Raw genomic sequence first — 19,675 nt, 5'->3', positions numbered from 1 at the left:
AGCGATCTCTGGCGCGTCAACCAGACGCTCCAGGTGATGTACGGCGCGCGTCTCGAGGGCAACGCCTTCACTGACGCGCCGGCCTACAACCCCGCCGTGGCCTCCGCATTCGGCGCCCGCACCGATCATGCGCCCAACAGCATCCACGTGAGTCCTCGCATCGGCTTCACCTGGATCCGCAGCGGACAGGCACGGAACATGATGATGGTGAACTCCTTCGGCCGGTTCCTGGGCGGCCCCAGCGGCGTGCTCCGCGGCGGATTCGGGGAGTTCCGCAACATGATCGCCCCGTCGCTGCTCTCCGCCGCCTCGGTGTCCACGGGACTGCCCGGCGGCGTGGAGCGGCTGTCGTGCATCGGCGCCGCCGTCCCCACGCCCGACTGGAGCGCGTACGACAACAATCCGGCCGCCATCCCGCAGCAGTGCGCCGGCAGCGCCGGTTCGTCGTTCGCCGACGCCGCGCCAAACGTGCAGCTCTTCGATCCGGCCTACACGGCCACGCGGAGCTGGCGCGGCAACCTCTCGTGGTCATCCACCTGGCACAAACTCACCTATTCGGTGGAAGGCATCTACTCGCTGAACCTGAATCAGCCCGGCACCGTCGACCTGAACTTCACGGGCGCGCCGCGGTTCGTGCTGCCGGGCGAAGGCCGGCCCATGTTCACCGATCCCGCCAGCATCGTCCCGTCCACCGGACTCGTCTCGCCCGTCGACGCCCGCGTCACCGACGCCTTCGGACACGTGGTGAGCAATCGCTCCGACCTGCGCTCAGTGAGCAAGCAGGCCACCATCACGCTCACCCCGGACCTCTCGGCGTTCCTCAGCCGCTGGTACTTCTCGTTCGGCTACACGCTGTCGTCCATTCGCGCCCAGCAGCGCGGATTCGACGGCTCCACGTTCAGCAACCCGAACGATCGCACCTGGGCCCGCGGCGACCTCGATGCGCGGCATCAGTTCGTATTGCAGTTGGGCTACGGCATGAAGGGCGTGAGCCTGTCGCTCATGGGACGGCTGCAGTCGGGCACGCCGTTCACGCCGATGATCGGCAGTGACGTCAATGGCGATGGGCTCGCCAACGACCGCGCGTTCATCTTCGATCCCAACACCGTGGCCGATACCGGCCTGGCGAATGGGTTGCGCCGCCTGGAAGGTTCGTCCGCCGCCAACGTCCGCGGCTGCCTCGCGTCACAGACCGGGAGCGCCGCGGGTCGTAACAGCTGCCAGGGACCCTGGACCACGGCCCTCAACGCGCGACTCGGCCTCACGGGCCAGTTGCTCCACCTCGGGCGGCGCGTGAACGTCGGCATCAACCTCGCCAATCCACTCGGCGGCCTCGACCAGCTCCTGCACGGCAGCAACAATCTTCACGGCTGGGGAACGCCGGCCATGCCCGATGCCGTGCTGTACACCGTGCGCGGCTACGACCCGGTTAGCAGCCAGTTCCGGTACCAGGTGAATCCGCGCTTCGGCAGCACCGACCCGGCGCTCAACACCGTGCGCGCGCCATTCCGCCTCACGCTCGACGTGAGCATCGACATCGGCCGCCCCATCGACGAGCAGCAACTCGACAAGTGGCTCAATCCCGGACGCGACGGACACCGGGGCCAGAAGCTCACCGCCAACGATCTCAAGCGGCGCTACGAGCGCGACGTGCCCGACCCCTATACCAGTGTGCTGCAGCAGAGCGACTCCCTGCTCCTCACCCGCGACCAGGTGGACGAACTGCGCGCCTCCCAGCTCAAGTACCGACAGCGCATGGATTCCCTGTGGACGAACCTCGCGCAATACCTGGCCGATCTTCCAGACCACTACGACGCCGCGCAGGCGCTCAAGCGCGCCAGCGATGCCACCGACGCCGCATGGGAGATCACGCGTCTCGACGTGCAGAAGACCTTCAAGGGCGTCCTCTCGCCAGTCCAACTGCAACTCCTTCCCGGCATGGCTTCGATGCTGTACAACGCCAAGGAGCCGCTGCACATCCGGATGTTCATCGCCACCGCCGGGGGGTAGCCGGATGCCGGCGGTCCCGGGTTTCGCAATCCGGCCGAACGCTTAGCTTCGAGGCATGCGCGGAGTGCCGCCGGACCCCGAAGCCGCTGGTGACGAGTTGTCGCGACTGCGCGACCGCATCGAGGCGCTCGATCGCGAGATCGTAGCCCTCGTGGCGCAACGCGTGCGCCTGGCCCGCGAGGTGGGAACCGTCAAGCGCGCCGCCGGTCTTCCGCCCCGCGACGCGGCGCGCGAACAGGCCGTTCTCGAGCGCACCGCCGAACTCGCGCGCGTCGAGGGGCTGCCGGAGGCCGAGATGCGCCGCCTGTTCACGCACCTCATCGAGATCTCCCGCCACGCGCAACAGGCGTCCGATTGAAGCGCGTCGGATGGGGATTGTTGCTGTGCCTCGCCGCCGTGCCCCTCGCCGCTCAGGCCCCGCGTTCACCACACGACGCGCAGCCCGAACGGCCCACCGTGGCCACCCACGCCGGCACCGTCGCCCCCGGATGGTTCGAACTCGAAACCGGGGTTGAGCGCGACCGTGTGGACGCGAGCGCCGTCTCGCTGGCCACGCCCACCACACTGAAATTCGGACTCACCGGCGACATGCAGTTGGGCGTCGTGCTCACCACCACCCGCCCCACCACGTCCGCGCCCACTGCGCTCGGCGATGCCGCCATGGACATCAAGTGGCGGCTCCTCGACGACGCGCCGCTGATCGGCGATTTCGCAGTTCAGCCCGGCATCAAGCTGCCCACCGGTTCGCCGGCTCGCGGTGCCGGCACCGGCACCACCGACTTCTCGTTGCTCGCGATCTCGAGCCATGAGCTTGGCCCGGTGTCGCTCGACATCAACGTCGGGTACACACGACGCACGCACGGTGCCGCGGCCGGCAACGCCGCGCTCTGGACCGTGTCCACCGGCACGTCGGTGGCCGGCCCATGGGCCTGGGACGCGGAGATCTTTGGCTATCCGGGATTCTCCGCCCTGCCCGCCGTGGGTTTTCTCACCGGCCCCACCTACACCGTGCACCCCTGGTTCGTGGCCGACGCCGGCATGATCGCCAACGTGTCGGGGACGCAGCCGCCCGCGCTGTACGCGGGGCTCACCTGGAACGTGGGACGCCTGTGGTAGCGGTTCAGGTGGACCGCATGTACTTGCAACCCGCTTCCTGAGCGCGCATCACGGCAAAGATCCCCGACGGCGCCAGTTCGAGCCCGGGAATCAGGTGTTGCCGCAGCTCGTCGAACACTGCGTCCGGCTTCTGGTTGGTGCGCTTGGCGAGAATCGACGCCATACCGCGCGCGGCAAGCGAACATCCGAGCAGCACCGTCCCGCGCTGCTGCAGCGCATCGAGCGTGTACGCGGCGTCTTGCGGATCTTTGGGGCTCGCCTTCCAGAACGGATTCCGCGTGGCCCACCGCTCCGAGCCCTGCTCCTTCACCTTGGCGTATTCGCCCAGCGCGTAGGCCGCCCAGAATTCGTCATCCAGCGCCATCGGAATGGCCATGTGGCGCATGACGATGACCGCGCTCACGTCGGCATCCTGCAGCGTGTACATGTCCTTGAAGCCCTGCATGTACACGTAAGCGTTGAACACCGCCGTGCCGTCGTCGATCTCTGGCGAATCGAACACCGCCCTGTAACGACCGGTCAGTCGCGTGGTCCACGAGTCGTCAAATTGCAGCGGCGGCAGAGTCGGGACCGGCGCGAGCTTGGGCCCCGCCTCGGCGGGGGCGGCGCTCGCCGCGGCGGCGCCCAGCCCGCCGCTGGCGCATGCAGTGGCCGCGAACGCCGCGGCGACGGTGGCCAGCTGGCCAAGGAACTCCCGCCGCGGAGTGGCGGAGGTGGAAATCGAGGGCTCGGTCACGGAGGCTCCGGAAGGCGGATGGCGAGGACGACCGTTGCTGGCATCGTTGGGAGGACGCGAAGCGCACGGTCTGCGAAACTACGTGCTTCGCGCGAAGACGTCCATTCGGGGAAGTGCCGCGACTTACTGCCCGCATCGGGCCCGCCGGATCGGATGGCCATCGACCGCGACGCCCACAAACACGCCGGGCCGCGCGGTGTCCCCCGCGCGGCCCGGCTATGCTTCTCAACGATGTTCAGGGCCAGAGGCGCGGGCGGGAATCGAACCCGCGAATAGCGGTTTTGCAGACCGCTGCCTTACCACTTGGCTACCGCGCCAACGTGGGGAGAAGTTAGCCGCCACACACCCCCCACTCAAGCCAACCGCCTCGGCCCGCTCTACGGCGGGCTCGCCGCCGTCTTCTGCTCCCACCCCTCACGCGTTAGTCTCCGCTGGCCCATGTCCCCCAGCGCCCCTCCGCTCCCACCTCAGCCAGACCCGACGGCGCCGTCCCGCGACGCGTATGCGTCGCTCCGCTTCCCCAACTTCCGATGGTTCGTCGTCAGCACGTTCGCGATGACCGTCGCCACGCAGATCCAGGGCATCGTCGTCGGGTGGCAGATCTATACCATCACCCACGACCCGCTCTCGCTCGGCCTCATCGGGCTCGCCGAGGCCCTGCCCTTTCTCAGCGTCTCGCTGCCCGCCGGCCACACGGCCGACCGGCTCAACCGCCGCACCATCACGCTCGTGGCGCTGGCGGCGATGGTCCTCTGTTCTATCAGTTTTCTCATATTCAGCGTCAACCCCCGCGTCCTCGCCACGCCCGGCGTCTGGCCATTCTTTGCCGTGATCTTCGTGAGCGGCATCGCGCGGGCATTCTACAACCCGGCCCGCGCCGCCCTCCTCGCCGAGATCGTGCCCCGCGCGGCCTACGCCAACGCCTCGGCCTGGCGCAGCTCGGCGTGGCAGACCGCCGCCGTGGTCGGACCCGCCATCGGCGGGCTCCTCTATGGCTTCTCGTCGGCCACCGTCGCGTACGGCGCTGACACCACGCTCATGGTGATCTCGGTGGCGGCCTTCGCCGCCATCCGGTACACCCCGCAGCCCGCCGGCGCCGTGCGCGAGCCCCTTGTCCAGAGCCTGCGCGCCGGCATCCACTTCGTGTTTCATCAGCCCGCCATCCTCGGCGCGCTCACGCTCGACCTCTTCTCGGTGCTGCTCGGCGGCGCCGAGGCGCTACTGCCCGTGTTCGCGTCCGACATCCTCCACGTGGGGCCCGAGGGGCTGGGCATTCTCCGCGCCGCGCCGGCCGTGGGCGCCGTGGTGATGTCCATCTACATCGCGCACCGACGCCCGATGGAGCGCGCCGGCCGCACCATGCTGTTCGCCGTAGCCACCTTCGCCATCGCGATCATCGGCTTCGGGCTGTCGCGGAACGTGGTGCTCTCGTTCGGGCTGCTCGCCCTGAGCGGCATGGCCGACAACGTGAGCGTGGTGGTGCGGGCCACTCTGCTGCAGATCATGTCGCCGCCCGAGATGCTGGGCCGCGTGTCGGCGGTGAACGCCATCTTCATCGGCTCTTCTAATGAACTGGGGGCATTCGAGTCCGGGGTCACTGCCAGGCTGCTGGGTGCGGTTCCGGCGGTGATCCTGGGCGGACTGGCCTCGCTGGGCGTGGTCGGCGTGGTGGCCAGGACGGTCCCATCGCTCCGCGACCTCAAGCGGTTGGAGTAGTCGGCGGAGCGAGGCGCGAACCCGGCGAAATACCCGCGCGGTCGGATGTGCGCGATTTGCGCCCACCAGCGAAATTGGCGATTATGGTTGATATTCACAATGTATCAACCATGGATGCACTCGATCACAAAGCACTATCGCGCCTGCAGGAGTTCGGCCGAGACAGCTGGAAGAACCTCGGAGAGCTCCTTGGCATAACCGCGCAGGCCGCCGCCGACCGGGTTCATCGCCTGGAATCGCAGGGCGTGATCCAGGGCTACGCCGCGCTCATCGACCCCGACGCCGTTGGCCTCCACCTGGTCGCATTCGTCGCCGTATCGCTCGAGCGGCCGCGCTACCGCGAGGCGTTTCTGGAGCGGGTGATCTCGCTCTCTGAGGTCCAGGAGTGCCAGCACGTTTCAGGCGACGACGACTTCCTGCTCAAAATTCGCTGCCGGGGCACGTCCGACCTGGAACGCCTGCTCAACGACGAGATCAAGGCCATTGCCGGCGTGGCGCACACCCGGACCACGATCGTGCTGCGCACCATCAAGGAAACGGTGACCCTCCCCCTGGTGACGGGGCCGGTCCAGGGATGACCCCCACGGACGGCCACGCAAACAGACTGACGAAATGCGATTTCTGCGTCACTTGCAACAATTGATGGCAAAATGCTAGATTCAGCGATCAATTTTTGCATTGTGAATTGATAATTGTGCAGATTTTGCAGAATTCGACGTCCGCCGCTAACGCCGCCCACTCCTGACCCAGCCCTCGCCAATGTCCAGCTCCTCGTCATCAGGCCGCGCCGCTGCCCTTCGCGACGTCGTGAGCCGCACACCCCTGCTTCCCCGGTCGCCTTACCCCGCGCCCACGTCGTCGTACTTCGGCGTCAACACGTTCGGCGCCCGGCAGATGCGCGACAAGCTGCCCAAGGCCGTCTACGAGAAGCTCCTCGCGTCGGTCCGCCTGGGCCAGAAACTCGATCTCGAGATCGCGCCCACCGTGGCGCAGGTCATCAAGGATTGGGCGATCTCGCATGGCGTGACGCACTTCACGCACTGGTTCCAGCCGCAGACCGGCCTCACCGCCGAGAAGCACGACGCGTTCCTCACGTTCGATGACCACCGCCAGCCGGTGGAATCGTTCAGCGGCGCTCAGCTCATCCAGAGCGAGCCCGACGCCTCGAGCTTCCCCTCCGGCGGACTGCGCGCCACCTGGGAAGCGCGCGGCTACACGGCGTGGAATCCGGCGAGTCCGGTGTTCATCGTCGAGTCGGGCGGCGTGCGCACGCTGTGCGTGCCGTCGGTGTTCATCGGCTACAACGGCGAAGCGTTGGACGAGATGACCCCCCTGCTCCGCAGCTCCGATGTCCTGTCCGAGAAGGCGATGGAGTTGCTCTCGCTGCTTGGCGACAAGGGCGTGCAGCGCGTGTACACCACCCTCGGACCCGAGCAGGAGTACTTCCTCATCGACCGCGGGTTCTTCTCGCTCCGCCCCGATCTCGTGATGGCCGGCCGCACGCTCCTCGGCGCCCCGCCCTCGCGCGGGCAGCAGCTCGAGGACCACTACTTTGCCGGCATCCCCGAGCGCATCCAGGCCTGCATCGCCGAGGTCGAGCACGAACTGTACAAGCTCGGCGTGCCCATCGTCACGCGGCACAACGAGGTGGCGCCGTCGCAGTTCGAGATGGCGCCGATGTTCGAGGAGACCGACATCGCCGTGGACCACAACCAGCTGGTGATGGCCACGCTGCGCAAGGTCGCGCTCCGCCACGGGCTGCACGCCCTGCTGCACGAGAAGCCGTTCGCCGGCATCAACGGCTCGGGCAAGCACTGCAACTGGTCCATGTCCATCACGTCCGATCGCCCGGAACTGGACGGCTTCAACCTGCTCAAGCCCGGCGACACGCCGCACCAGAACGTGCGGTTCCTGCTCTTCCTCGCCGCGGTCCTCCAGGCGGTGCATCGCCATGCGGGCGTGCTCCGCGCCGGCATCGCGTCCTCGGGCAACGAACATCGCCTCGGCGCCAACGAGGCGCCTCCGGCGATCATCAGCGTGTTCATGGGCCGTACGCTCACGCAGGTCATCGAGAGCATCGCCAGCGGCAAGACCATGGGCAGCGCCGAACAGGCGATGATCACGCTGGGCGTGGCCAAGCTGCCCGACATCGCCAAAGACAACACCGACCGCAATCGGACGTCGCCGTTCGCGTTCACCGGCAACAAGTTCGAATTCCGCGCCGTCGGGTCGTCGGCCTCGATCGCATTCCCGGTCTGCCTGCTCAATGCGGCGGTCGCCGAGTCGATCGCCGAACTCTCGCAGGCGCTCCGCGCCGAACTCAAGAAGACCAAGAAGGTGGACGACGCGGTGCTCAAGGTGGTGAGCCCGGTGTTCCGCGCCACCAAGAACATCCGGTTCGAAGGCAACAACTACTCGGATGAATGGGTGACGGAGGCCGAACGTCGCGGACTGCTCAACCTGCGCCGCACGCCCGAGGCGTTGGCGCAGCTCACCACGCGCAAGTCGCGCGATCTGCTCACCGGCCTCGGCATCTTCACCAAGCAGGAACTCGATTCGCGCTTCCACGTGCGGCTCGAGCGTTACGTGAAGGACATGCTCATCGAGGCGCACACGATGCGCGAGATGGTGGACACGATGGTCCTTCCGGCGGGCCTCGCCTACTCGGGAATGCTGGCCAGCGCCGCTGCCAACGCCAAGGCCAGCGGCGTGTCCGCCGCGCCGCAGATCCACGCCGCCGGTGAGGTGTCCAAGATCCTCACCACGGTGCAACAGAAGCGGGCGGCGCTGGCCAAGGCTATCGACAAGGCGGAGTCGATGCACGACGCGCTCGAGGACCAGGCCAGGTTCCTCACCGGCACCTGCGCCGATGCCATGCAGGCGCTGCGCGAGGCGTGCGACGCGCTGGAACTGGCGGTGGGAGACCAGCAGTGGCCGCTGCCCAAGTACCGGGAGATGCTCTTTCCCGTGTGAGTCGCGTACGTTTCGAGACGAACGGCCGGCCGGCGATCGATGGGATCGTCGGCCGGCCGTTTGACATTGCCCGAGCGGCGCCGGCTACCTGGCGCGCGGAATCTGCGCGAACACGCTCTGCGGATACCAGGCCGGTTTCGTGGGCCGGTTGGCTACGGCGCGCACGATGTCGAAGTACATCGCGTTGAATGCCGCCGCGGTCTGGAAGTTCACCGGTTGCTCCAGGTCGTCCGACGGCTTGTGATAGCGATTGGTCAGCCACTCGCTCACCACCTTCATCTCCGGCGAATCCTTCGTGTACCCCACCTTGAACGCCATCGCCGGGATCCCGCGCTTGATGAAGCTGTACTGGTCGCTGCGAATGAACCGCACCTGTTCGGGCTCCGGGTCCGCGAAGTTCTCCAGCCCGCGCGCCTTCAGCACCGGGAGCAGATCCTTGCCCAGATCGGACTCGTCCCACCCATAGGCGAACACTCCCTTGAACGGGATGATGGGCAGGAACATATCCGTGTTCAGATCGGCGACGATGTCCCCCACCGGAACCGTGGGATGCATGGCGAAATACGCGGAGCCGAGTTCGCCCTCTTCCTCACCGGTGATGGCGAGAAAGATGATCGACCGGCGCGGCCGCACATGGCCGTCCTTGAACGCGCGTGCCGTCTCGATCAGCGTCGCCACGCCCGACGCATTGTCCATCGCGCCGTTGTAGATGCTGTCGTCGTTCACCGGGCGCCCGACGCCCAGATGGTCGAGATGCGCGCTGACGATCAGATACTGATGCCGGAGCACCGGGTCGGTGCCGCGCAGCAGCCCGGCCACGTTCGGCGCATCCACCGATGTGCGCTCGACGCCGTCCCACGCATGCAGGATCGGCTCGAGCGGAACGGTGGGCAGCGGTCGGTGCGCGTCCGACAGGGCCACGAGCTCGGCGTAGGTATGGCCCGAGCCGGCGAACAGTCGCTCCGCCGCCTCGGCGCGAAGGTTGATGAGCAGGCCGCCCTCCGACGGATCGTCCGCCAGGCCCATCACGGCCCGTGGCCCGCCGCCGCCACCCCTTCCGCCCCGCCCTTCGCGTCCGGACACCGGCGCGTCCGCGATGGCGATGGCCGCCACCGCGCCCAGCCGGTGCAGTTCGAGCCACCGCGACGCCCGGCCGTGCGCGAACATCGTCGCGCTCAGGCCCGTGGGCATGCGATTCAGGTACACCGCCACCTTGCCGTGTAGATCCACATGCCCCACGTCGTCGTAGGCGCCGGGCAAGTGGAGTCCATAGCCCACGAAAACCAACGGCCCCTGCACGCTTGGCGCCGACGACGGATTGATCTGCAACGTGGCGTCGGTGCCGAGCGCCAGCGTGTCGTGCGCGGCCCCGCGTTCGAGCACGATGCCCGAACGTTCCGGTACGAGCGTCACCGTGGCGAGGTGCGCGGTCTGGAAGAAGCCATCGGTGCCGCCGGGCTCGAGGCCCGCGGCCGCGAACTGCGCCGCCACGTAGCGCGCCGCCTTCAGGTAGTCCTCCGTGCCCGTGCGGCGGCCGCGCATGCTGTCGGCGGCGAGCACGGTGATCTGGTGCCACCACGCGGCTGCCGCTCCCGTAGGCGGGGCCTGCGCGGCGAGCGACCGTGGATGGAGTCCCGTCGCGAGGGCGAGCGCCAGGCTCACCCCGATGAACGTTGTTCGTGATCCCGAAGTCCGTGACATGATCGGCCCTGCATGTTGAAGGTCTCGGCCTGCGCGAGCGGCCATCGCCTCAGTACTTGGCGAGGTATTCGTCGATCTCCCAGCGGCTCACCTGGGAGATGTAGGCGCGCCACTCCTCACGCTTGGCCGCCAGGAAGTGCTGTGTCACGTGCTCGCCCAGCGCTTCCGTCATCACCGTGTTCTTCTCCAGCTCGTCGCATGCTTCGTTGAGATCGTGGGGCAGGTCGTCGATGCGCAGCCGCCGCTTCTCGCGATGCGACATCTCCCAGATGTTCTCGTTCACCGGCTCGCGCCAGTCGGCCTTCGTCTCGATGCCGTCGAGTCCGGCGCCGAGCATCGCGGCCAGGGCCAGATAGGGATTCGCCGCCGGATCGGGCACCCGATGCTCCACCCGCGTGCCCAGTTCCCGCCGCTCCGGAATCCGCAGCATGGGCGAGCGATTGCGCATCGACCAGGCCACGTTCACCGGAGCCTCGTAGCCCGGCACCAGCCGCTTGTATGAATTCACCAGCGGGTTGGTGATGGCGCAGTAGCCGCGAGCATGCTTGAGCAGCCCGCCGATGTAGTGGAGCGCCGTCTCCGAGAGCTCCCACTGCGCCTTCGGATCCCAGAACGCGTTCTGCTTGCCGCGAAACAACGACTGGTGCGTGTGCATCCCGCTGCCGTTCTGTCCGAAGATCGGCTTGGGCATGAACGACGCGAACAGGCCGAACTGCTGCGCCACGTACTTCACCACGAATCGGAACGTCGCGATGTTGTCGGCCGTCGTGATCGCGTCGGCGTACCGGAAATCGATCTCGTGCTGCCCGTGCGCCACTTCGTGGTGCGCCGCCTCGACCTCGAAGCCCATGCGCTCCAGCGTGTCCACGATCGCGCGCCGGGCATCCTCGCCCAGGTCCACCGGTGCGAGGTCGAAATAGCCGCCCACGTCGTGCGTGCGCGTGGTGGCTTCGCCGTCGGGCCCGCGCTTGAACATGAAGAATTCCGCTTCCATCCCGGCCTTCATCGAGAAGCCCATCGACGCCGCGCGGGCCAGCTGCCGCTTGAGCACGCCGCGCGGATCGCCCGGAAACGGCGTGCCGTCGGGGCGATTGATGTCGCAGATCAGCCGGCACACACGACTCTCGGCGTCGCTCCACGGAAACACCACGAACGTCGACAGGTCCGGCGCCAGCAGCATGTCCGACTCCTCGATGCGCACGAACCCTTCGATGGACGAGCCGTCGAACATGATGTCGCCGGCCAGCGCCTTCTCGAACTGCGAGGCCGGGATCTCCACGTTCTTGTTCACGCCCAGGATATCCGTGAACTGAAGGCGCATGAAGCGCACGTTCAGCTGTTGGGTGAGCGTGAGGATGTCCTTGGCGGTTGCCGCGGAGACATCGGGCGCGAGAGACCGGGAAACGGGCATGGCGGACCGTGGGGAGACCAGAGGATGAAGCGGGGCCGGGGCCCGGGCGCTCCGGATGCGATGCAAGCTCCTCTCGATGCCGCCGAATGTCAAAGGGGCCGGCCCGGGCCTGTTGCCCCTCCCCGAGGCTTTATCTCGCGCTAGTTTTCGCCCCATGTCCGACACTTCCAAGCCGTCTCCCTGCCCCAGCTGCGGCGCGCCGGCGTCCGGCCGGTTCTGCTCCTCATGCGGCGGGCCCCTCGGCGCCGTGGCCTGCGGCGCCTGTCATGCCGAACTCACGCCGGGCGCAAAGTTCTGTCATCGCTGCGGCACTCCCGTGGGCACCCCGGGCAGCGCTCCGGTGGAGCCCGAACCGCAGCCGGGGAGAACGAGCGACGCGCTGCCGTGGGCCGTGGCGGCGATCGCGCTCCTGGCGCTGGTGGCCATGGTGGCCGGACAGCGGTTTGCGCGGTCGGGCCAGAGCGCGGCGCCCGACGCCTCCATCCAGGCCGACACCAGCCAGCCCTCCATGGGTCCGGCGCCGGACATCAGCCAGATGTCGCCCGACGAACGCGCCTCGCGCCTGTTCGACCTCATCATGGGCGCGTACGAGCGGGGACAGAAGGACACGGTGCAGATGTTCGCCCCCATGGGCACCGCCGCGTTCCAGATGCTCGATTCGCTCTCGCTCGATCAGCGGTACGACATGGGCAGAATCGCCGAGGTCTCGGGCAACGACGCCCTCGCGGCCGTCGAAGCCGACTCGATTCTCAAGAAGAACCCGAACCATCTGCTCGGCCTGATCCTCGCGGCCCAAGCCGCCAACTCCCGCAAGGACTCGGCGGCCGAGCGCAGGTATCTTGATCGCCTGCTCAAGGCCGAGCCCGGCGAGATGGCCAAGCAGCGGCCGGAGTATTCGCTCCACGAGAACGACATCAAGGCCGCGCTCGAGCTAGCCAGAAAGCGCTGAACGGCCCTTCATTCAAATTGAAATGACTCGCACCATTCACGTCGCGCACAGCCCCGACTCCGACGACGCGTTCATGTTCTATGCGCTCGCCGAAGGGAAGATCGACACCGAGGGTCTCACCTACGTCCACGAGCTGCAGGACATCGAGTCGCTCAACCAGCGCGCGCTCCGCGCCGAACTCGAAGTCACGGCCGTGTCCATCCACGCCTACGCGTACCTGTCGGATCGCTACGCGCTGCTCCCCCATGGGGCGTCCATCGGCGACCGCTATGGCCCGCGGCTGGTGGCCCGCACGCCGATGACCCGCGACGACCTTCGCGGCAAGCGAATTGCGATTCCCGGCTTCAAAACCACGGCGTATCTGGCGTTGCGACTCTATCAGCCCGAGTTCGAGCCGGTGGCCATTCCGTTCGATCAGATCGAGGATGCCGTACTCGATGGTCGGGCCGAAGTCGGGCTACTGATCCATGAGGGCCAGCTCACATTTGCCGATCGCGGACTTCATCTGGTACAGGACCTTGGCGAATGGTGGTACCAGGAGACCGGGCTGCCGCTTCCCCTTGGCGGAAACGTCGTCAGAAAGGACCTTGGAACAGCGCTAATCAAGCAAGTTTCGCGACACTTGAAGGCCAGTATCGTGTATGCATTGGACCATCGTGCAGGAGCGCTCGACCACGCGATGAAGTACGCCCGCGGGCTCGCACGGTCCAAGGCCGACACCTTCGTCGGGATGTACGTGAATGACTGGACGCTCGATTATGGGGACCGCGGCCGGCAGGCGGTGCGATTGCTGCTGGAACGCGGCGTTCAATCCGGGATCATCCCGGGCCCGGTCCGGGTGGAGTTCGTCGAGGACTGATGGGCAAGGGGCAGCAGCGCCGCACGTTCGGCGGCAAACTGTGAACTTCGGTGAAAATCCGCGGCGAGACGCTCCGAACGAGTCCACGAGTGCTTGACGGAACGAGCGCCGCATTGTACTAGGGAGTTGTCGCTGCGACGGTGCACGCGCGATGCCGAGCGAGGGGATGGCGACCAGGTTCTCTCGCCCACTCATTTCGACTCAACTCACTGCACAGACGCAGGACGCTGTAATACCAACACGAGGAGGCGGGCGATGCCGCGGGGCGACGAGCTGCACGACAAGTTCCGGTTTTCCGAACGGGAGGACGATTCGGAAGACGTGGGCTATGGCGGAGGAGCTTCATACGAAGAGGACGACGAGGAGGACGGCGGCTGGATGACACACAAAGACGACAGCGACGATCTCTGGGACAGCACCGAGGACGTCGAGGACGAGGAGGAGGAGGCGGAGGTCTTCGCGGAATCCGTTGATTCCGTTGACGAGGAGGAAGATCTGTTCGGCGGTCGGTCAGGGCCGGCGAGCCCACCCTCGGCACCGACCGGCGGAGCCGCGCACCCGTCCCCTGCGGCTCCCATGCCGTCGGCCGCCAAGAAGGCGCCGGTTCCCGCCGCCAAACCGGTGCAGAAGCCCGCACCGGCCAAGCCGGCGCTTGCCAAGGCCGCACCCGTCAAGCCTGCGAAGCCCGTCAAGGCTGCCAAGCCCGCCAAAAAGGCGCCGGCCAAGAAAGCGGTCAAGCCAAAGGTTGCGAAGAAGGCCGTGAAGAAGCCGGCCAAGAAACCGGCCAAGAAGTCTGCTAAGAAGGCGCCACCCAAGAAGGCAGCCAAGAAGCCAGCCAAGAAAGCCCCGGCCAAGAAGAAGGTGGCCCGGAAACCCACGAAGAAACCTGCGAAGAAGGGTCGCCGGTAGCTGCACGCCGGCTGCCCGGTCGTTGTCCGTGGAGCAGCGGGGACCGTCAGTCCCCGCTGCTCCATTTGCTTTTTCGGCCCCGGGCGCGCCTGCGATCTCACGCCCCGCCACCACGACCGTTATTGTTGTCGCATGTTCTGCCCCCCGCCCGACTGCGTCCCGATGCTCGCCCATGGCTGAGTCGCCGGTGGCCCTGCTGCGCGCGCACGCGCGCCACGCGCCATGGAACGCCCGCGGACTCGCGGCGCATGCCACGGCGCTCGTGGATGCGGCGGGTGTCCGCCCCACCAACGCTTCGGCGCGCGCCGCCCCGACGGCCCGCGCGATCCGGTTCTACGTGGCCAGCGGACTGCTCGATCATCCCCAGGGCGCCGGAACCGCCGCCACCTACGGCTACCGTCATTTGCTGCAGTTGCTCGCCATCAAGATCCGGCAGCGCGAGGGGGCCACGCTCGACACCATCAAGCAGGAGATGGGCGGCGTCACCGGCGACGCGCTGGAGCGTCGCGTGGCGGGGTCGCTCGCTCCTGCATTGGCGGTGGGCGCCGACACCGTCGCGCCCCCGGAGGGGGACGGCCCATCCGCTGCCTGGCACCGCATCGTCGTCGGCGACGGCATCGAGATCCATGTGCGTGATGACTCGCCGGCCGCAGGCGACGATGCCATGATCGCGATGCGCGAAGCGGTGCGAGCCGCGCTGGGACGCGAGGAATTGCGCTAGCATGCCCCCGCGCCTCGCGCTGATCACCGGCGTCGGTCGCGCGGGACAGGTGGGTGAGTCCGTCGCCCGGGCACTCGCGAGTCGTGGCGACCACGTGCTCCTCGTGGGCCACGGGCTCGACGAAGCTGGCCAGCGGGCGGCCGAGCTCGCGGCCGCCGGATGGCAGGCCACCGCGTACGCGTGCGACCTGGCAGATGAGGCCGCGGTGCGCGCCCTCGCCGCCCGCGTGCAGGCCGCCCACGGCGCAGTGCTCCACGCCCTGGTGAATCTGGCCGGCGGGTTCTCGCTTTCGGGCCCCGTGACTGAGAGCACGCTCGACGAATGGGAACACCTCACCCGGATCAACCTGCTCACGGCCTACCACACCACGCGGGCCTTCCTGCCCTCGCTGCGGGGGGCCCGCGGCTCCATCGTCTACTTCGCCTCCGAAGCCGCGCTGCCGGCCGCGCCCGTGGCCGGTCGTTGGGCCTACGCCGCCGCCAAGGGAGCCGTGGTGACGCTCATGCGGGCCGTGGCGCAGGAGGAGCGGGACGCCGGCGTGCGCGCCAATGCGCTGGCGCCCACGTCCATTCGCACGGAGTCCAACCTGGCAGCCATGGGGCCGGCCGCGCGCTACGTCGAACGGGACGACGTGGCGGCTGCCGCGGCCTTCCTCTGCTCGGACGCGGCGCGCGCCGTGACGGGACAGGTCATTCGGCTTGGCTGACGCCACCCGGGACTCCCGCGGCCGCCGGACGCCCGGGGCACGCTCGTGATGTCCACCGCGCACCGCCGGATCGCTTCTCGAAACGTCGTCCTCGATCGATCCCTCGAGCGGTTGCCGCTGTTCCGCCTGAGCGATTCCCCGGACGACCCCACGTCGCCGTTCACGACCGAGTCCGGTGGCCGGTGGCGGGTCCTGCCAGGCGCCGGAGGGCGGCTGCCGGGCACCTTCGACCAGGACGTTTATGTGGAGATCATGCGCCGGTACCACGACGCCGACGCCCCGGCCGACGGCGCGATCTCGTTCACGCTCCACGCCTTCCTACATTCGATGGGTCGACGGGTGGACGGGCGAACGTACGAGCAGCTGCGTGCCGCGCTGGTTCGACTCGAGCGCACGGTGCTCGAGTCGGCCGGCGCCTACTTCCTTGCCGCGCGTGAGGAGCATCTCGACGGGCAGTTCACCCTGTTGAGTGCCGTCTCCATCGAACGCCGGCGGGCGGCGGACCGCGTCCAATTCGCCCTGTTCGACACGACGACGGCGCCAGAGCCCGGCGAAGCCCGCGTGGTCCTGGCGGCGCCGATTCGCGAGAACATCGCCGCCCGTCACGTCGTGACGCTCGCCGTCACGCGCTACCTCGCGTTGGATTCCCCCGTGGCGCGCCGCCTGTACCGGCTGCTCGAGGTCGCGCGCGCCGACGGGCATGTCGCCTGGCGGATCTCGCTCGACCGCCTGAAGGAGTTGCTGCCGCTCGTCCAGCGCTATCCGTCCCATCTGTTGCGCGTGCTCCAGCCGGCCCACGACGCCCTGGTGCAAACAGGTGTCTTGCGGAGCGCCACGACCCGCCAGGAGCGCCGCCAGTGGTACGTGGACTACGTCCTGGGAAGCCGCACGCCGCCTCCGGGGGCACCTGGCGGGGAGCGGAACCACCCGGAGTGAACGCCGGGGCCGAATCGGAGTACAACATCACATGGCTACCAAACTGACTCACGAAATCCGTCGCGAAATCATCATCGACGATGAGCCGTTCACGGTCGTCATCTCCTCCGAGGGCTTGCGGTTGTCCCGCAAGCGGTTTCGTTCCGGGCGCCGGCTCGCGTGGCGCGAGCTCTGGCGCCTGGGAACTCCAGAAGATGGCGCCGACAATGGCGAACCCGGATCGCCGGTGTCAGGGGGCACCTCCGCGGTGTAGTTTTCGGGAGACTTTCTCTGGATTTGCTGTCCATGCGTCGTTCCCGAAAATTCGCCGCCGTCGCCGCCCTGATCATCCCGGTCTTCGTGGGGGGATTCTTCCTCCAATCCCACGATTCCGCCAAGGGCGCGCTGCTGCTCGATCAGGTCCTGTCGCTCGTGTCGGACCGCTACGTGGACACCCTCCCGCAGGGTGACATCTACGAGAAGGCGGCCCGCGGCCTGGTCCGCGAGCTCAACGATCCCTATAGCCAGCTGTTTTCGCCGGCGGAGCTGAAGGCCTTCAGCACCAACACCAACGGCCACTACGGCGGCATCGGGATGCAGATCGAGAGCCAGCAGGGCGTGGTCACGGTCAGCAAGGTCTTCCCCAACACGCCCGCCGAGGCGGCCGGCGTGCTGGAAGGCGACCAGATCCTCTACGTGGACACGCTCTCGACGCGCGGCTGGACGCTCAACCGCACGTCCGACTACCTCACCGGGACGCCGGGCACCAAGGTCAAGGTGAAGTTCGGCCGGCCCGGCGTGAGCCAGCCCATCGACGTGGAGTTCACCCGGGCGGTGATCCACATCCCCGCCGTGCCGTACGCGATCATGCTCGCCGGCAAGGTGGGCTACATCCCGCTGCTGCAATTCAACGAGACGGCGGCGCAGGATGTGGCCGATGCCGCCGAGTCGCTGGTCAAGCAGGGCGCCACCGGCCTCATCCTGGACGAGCGTGGGAATCCCGGCGGACTGGTGGACCAGAGCCTGGAGCTGAGCAACTTCTTCCTGAAGAGCGGGCAGGAGATCGTCTCCGTGCGCAGCCGCGTCGGCCCGCCCCAGGTGGATTACGCCAAGGGCACGCCGATCCTCGGCGCCGTCCCGCTGGTCGTGCTCACGGACGGTGGCACGGCATCGGCGGCCGAGATCGTGGCCGGCGCCCTGCAAGACCACGACCGCGCGCTGATCGTGGGACAGACCTCGTTCGGCAAGGGACTGGTGCAGACCCTGTATCCGCTCGACGACGGCTACGCGCTCAAGCTCACCACGGCCAAGTGGTACACGCCGAGTGGGCGGTCCATCCAGCGCGAGCGCAAGTTCGTGGACGGGCATTTCGTGGAGATGCCGCCCGATTCGGCGGAGAGCGACCAGTCCAAGAAGAAGCGCCCCGCGTTCAAGTCCGATGACGGTCGCGTGGTGTACGGCGGCGGCGGGATCACGCCCGATGTGATCGTGCCCGACGATACGCTGACCACGGCCGAGCAGCAGTTTGCCAAGGCCCTCGCGCCCAAGTCACAAGAGGTGTACCTCACGCTGTATGCGTTCGCGCTCGACCTCTCGCACCATCTGTCCCCGGGCTTCAAGTACCAGCCGGCGTGGCGCGACGAGTTCATGAAGCAGCTCGACGCCAAGGGCGTGAAGATCGACCCCACGCTGTTCGCGCACGCTTCACGGTACGTGGATCAGCTCATCGAAGATCGCGTGTCCCGGTTCGTCGAGGGTGACTCGACGGCCAAGCGCCGCGAACTGCCGTTCGACGCGCCCCTCGAGCGCGCCCTCCATCTGCTCGACCAGGCCAAGACCCAGCAGGATCTGTTCGCGCTCGCCGACGCCAAGCCGGCGACGCCCGTCAAGAAACCCTGAGGTCCGTCATGCGTGCTTCTCTGCTCGTCGCCGCCGCCCTCACGGCGGCGGCGGTTGCGTGCGCTGCTGGCCAATCCGTCGTGACCGTCGCCCCGTTCCCTGGCGAGCGACACCTGGCCAACATCCGGCAGCTCACGTTCGGCGGCGAGAACGCCGAAGCCTACTTCAGCGCCGATGGCCAGCGGCTGATCTTCCAGTCCACCCGCGACGGGCGCACCTGCGACCAGCAGTACGTGATGCACGTCGACGGATCGGACGTCCACCGCGTGTCCACGGGCGCGGGCAAGACCACCTGCGGATATTTCTTCGGCGGCGACAAGAAGATCTTCTTCGCCTCCACGCATGCCGTCGACACCGCCTGCGCGCCCAAGCCCGACCCGTCCAAGGGCTACGTGTGGCGGCTGGACCCGTACGACATCTACACCGCCAACGCCGACGGCACCGGCCTCACCCGCCTCACGCGCAACGGGGTCTACACGGCGGAGGGGACGCTCTCCCCCGATGGTCGGACGATCGTGTTCACGTCGCTCAAGAACGGCGATCTCGACATCTACACGATGAAGATCGACGGGACCGACGTGAAGCGCCTGACGAACACCCCGGGCTACGACGGCGGAGCGTTCTTCTCGCCCGACGGGAAGAAGATCGTCTACCGGGCATGGCACCCTGCCGACACGGCGCTCACCAACTATCAGGCGCTCCTCCGCGAGCGCCTGGTACGCCCCAATCGGATGGAGATCTGGGTGATGAACGCCGACGGCAGCGACCAGCATCAGGTGACGTCGTTGGGCGGAGCCAACTTCGCGCCCTACTTCACACCCGACGGCAACCGGATCATCTTCGCCTCGAACTACAAGAACCCGCACAGCCGCAACTTCGATCTCTATTTGGTGAACCTCGACGGCAGCGGGCTCGAGCAGGTGACCACGCATCCGGAGTTCGACGGATTCCCGATGTTCAGTCCCGACGGCCGGCAGCTGGTATGGGCGTCCGACCGCCACGGCGAGAAGCTCGGAGAGACCGACATCTTCATCGCCGACTGGGTTCCCTGATC

Annotated in this window: 18 protein-coding genes and 1 tRNA gene; 15 read left to right on the top strand and 4 right to left on the bottom strand. The window is 67.5% G+C overall.

Going from position 1 to position 19,675, the window contains the following annotated elements; translation table 11 throughout:
• The 3 genes from VNE60_10075 to VNE60_10065 all read left to right on the top strand — a co-directional run.
• Positions 1-2,010 (top strand): hypothetical protein (locus VNE60_10075; protein HVB31859.1); only part of this gene is annotated, 2,010 nt, incomplete at its 5' end.
• Between the two features lie 55 nt (positions 2,011-2,065).
• On the top strand, positions 2,066-2,368 hold the full coding sequence (locus VNE60_10070; protein ID HVB31858.1) for a chorismate mutase: 303 nt from the start codon (positions 2,066-2,068) through the stop codon (positions 2,366-2,368).
• Positions 2,365-3,126: a transporter gene (locus tag VNE60_10065; protein HVB31857.1), complete on the top strand. Its 762-nt coding sequence runs from the start codon at positions 2,365-2,367 to the stop codon at positions 3,124-3,126. Before VNE60_10070 ends, VNE60_10065 begins: the two co-directional genes overlap by 4 nt.
• Positions 3,127-3,130: 4 nt before the next feature.
• Here VNE60_10065 and VNE60_10060 read toward each other — a convergent pair whose 3' ends face one another.
• Both VNE60_10060 and VNE60_10055 read right to left on the bottom strand, forming a co-directional pair.
• Positions 3,131-3,862, bottom strand: coding sequence for a hypothetical protein (locus VNE60_10060; GenBank protein ID HVB31856.1), 732 nt, complete (start codon positions 3,860-3,862; stop codon positions 3,131-3,133).
• Between the two features lie 245 nt (positions 3,863-4,107).
• Positions 4,108-4,179 (bottom strand) — tRNA-Cys (locus VNE60_10055).
• 121 nt (positions 4,180-4,300) lie between these two features.
• Between VNE60_10055 and VNE60_10050 the strand changes: the two genes are divergently transcribed.
• From VNE60_10050 to VNE60_10040, 3 genes are all read left to right on the top strand, one after another.
• Positions 4,301-5,578 carry an MFS transporter gene (locus VNE60_10050; GenBank protein HVB31855.1) on the top strand — a complete coding sequence of 426 codons (1,278 nt, stop codon included), beginning with the start codon at positions 4,301-4,303 and terminating at the stop codon, positions 5,576-5,578.
• Between the two features lie 110 nt (positions 5,579-5,688).
• Complete coding sequence (locus tag VNE60_10045; GenBank protein ID HVB31854.1) at positions 5,689-6,156, top strand: Lrp/AsnC family transcriptional regulator; 468 nt, start codon at positions 5,689-5,691, stop codon at positions 6,154-6,156.
• A 229-nt stretch (positions 6,157-6,385) separates the two neighbouring features.
• Positions 6,386-8,551, top strand: coding sequence for a glutamine synthetase III (locus tag VNE60_10040; GenBank protein HVB31853.1), 2,166 nt, complete (start codon positions 6,386-6,388; stop codon positions 8,549-8,551).
• A gap of 84 nt (positions 8,552-8,635) precedes the next feature.
• On the opposite strand, the gene VNE60_10035 is transcribed toward VNE60_10040, so the two are convergent.
• Both VNE60_10035 and glnA read right to left on the bottom strand, forming a co-directional pair.
• On the bottom strand, positions 8,636-10,252 hold the full coding sequence (locus tag VNE60_10035) for a M28 family peptidase (protein HVB31852.1): 1,617 nt from the start codon (positions 10,250-10,252) through the stop codon (positions 8,636-8,638).
• Positions 10,253-10,301: 49 nt separating this feature from the next.
• A complete protein-coding gene (glnA, locus tag VNE60_10030) occupies positions 10,302-11,663 on the bottom strand; it encodes a type I glutamate--ammonia ligase (protein HVB31851.1) in 1,362 nt (453 codons plus the stop codon).
• Between the two features lie 154 nt (positions 11,664-11,817).
• Here glnA and VNE60_10025 point away from each other — a divergent pair, with 154 nt between their 5' ends.
• From VNE60_10025 to VNE60_09985, 9 genes are all read left to right on the top strand, one after another.
• Positions 11,818-12,612: a zinc ribbon domain-containing protein gene (locus VNE60_10025; protein ID HVB31850.1), complete on the top strand. Its 795-nt coding sequence runs from the start codon at positions 11,818-11,820 to the stop codon at positions 12,610-12,612.
• Positions 12,613-12,634: 22 nt separating this feature from the next.
• Complete coding sequence (locus VNE60_10020) at positions 12,635-13,471, top strand: MqnA/MqnD/SBP family protein (GenBank protein HVB31849.1); 837 nt, start codon at positions 12,635-12,637, stop codon at positions 13,469-13,471.
• A 255-nt stretch (positions 13,472-13,726) separates the two neighbouring features.
• Positions 13,727-14,380, top strand: coding sequence for a hypothetical protein (locus VNE60_10015; GenBank protein HVB31848.1), 654 nt, complete (start codon positions 13,727-13,729; stop codon positions 14,378-14,380).
• Between the two features lie 172 nt (positions 14,381-14,552).
• Positions 14,553-15,101 (top strand): MerR family transcriptional regulator, encoded by a 549-nt coding sequence (locus VNE60_10010; protein ID HVB31847.1) that lies wholly within the window; start codon positions 14,553-14,555, stop codon positions 15,099-15,101.
• A gap of 1 nt (position 15,102) precedes the next feature.
• Positions 15,103-15,807 (top strand): SDR family oxidoreductase, encoded by a 705-nt coding sequence (locus VNE60_10005; GenBank protein ID HVB31846.1) that lies wholly within the window; start codon positions 15,103-15,105, stop codon positions 15,805-15,807.
• A 48-nt stretch (positions 15,808-15,855) separates the two neighbouring features.
• A complete protein-coding gene (locus tag VNE60_10000; GenBank protein HVB31845.1) occupies positions 15,856-16,743 on the top strand; it encodes a replication initiator protein A in 888 nt (295 codons plus the stop codon).
• Positions 16,744-16,774: 31 nt separating this feature from the next.
• Positions 16,775-16,996 (top strand): hypothetical protein, encoded by a 222-nt coding sequence (locus VNE60_09995; GenBank protein HVB31844.1) that lies wholly within the window; start codon positions 16,775-16,777, stop codon positions 16,994-16,996.
• Positions 16,997-17,028: 32 nt separating this feature from the next.
• Positions 17,029-18,621 (top strand): S41 family peptidase, encoded by a 1,593-nt coding sequence (locus tag VNE60_09990; GenBank protein HVB31843.1) that lies wholly within the window; start codon positions 17,029-17,031, stop codon positions 18,619-18,621.
• A gap of 8 nt (positions 18,622-18,629) precedes the next feature.
• On the top strand, positions 18,630-19,673 hold the full coding sequence (locus VNE60_09985; GenBank protein HVB31842.1) for a hypothetical protein: 1,044 nt from the start codon (positions 18,630-18,632) through the stop codon (positions 19,671-19,673).
• Positions 19,674-19,675 lie beyond the last annotated feature (2 nt).

It is taken from the genome of Gemmatimonadaceae bacterium, assembly GCA_035533755.1.
GTDB lineage: Bacteria > Gemmatimonadota > Gemmatimonadetes > Gemmatimonadales > Gemmatimonadaceae > JAGWRI01.
This window is presented reverse-complemented; position numbering and strand designations above follow the sequence as displayed.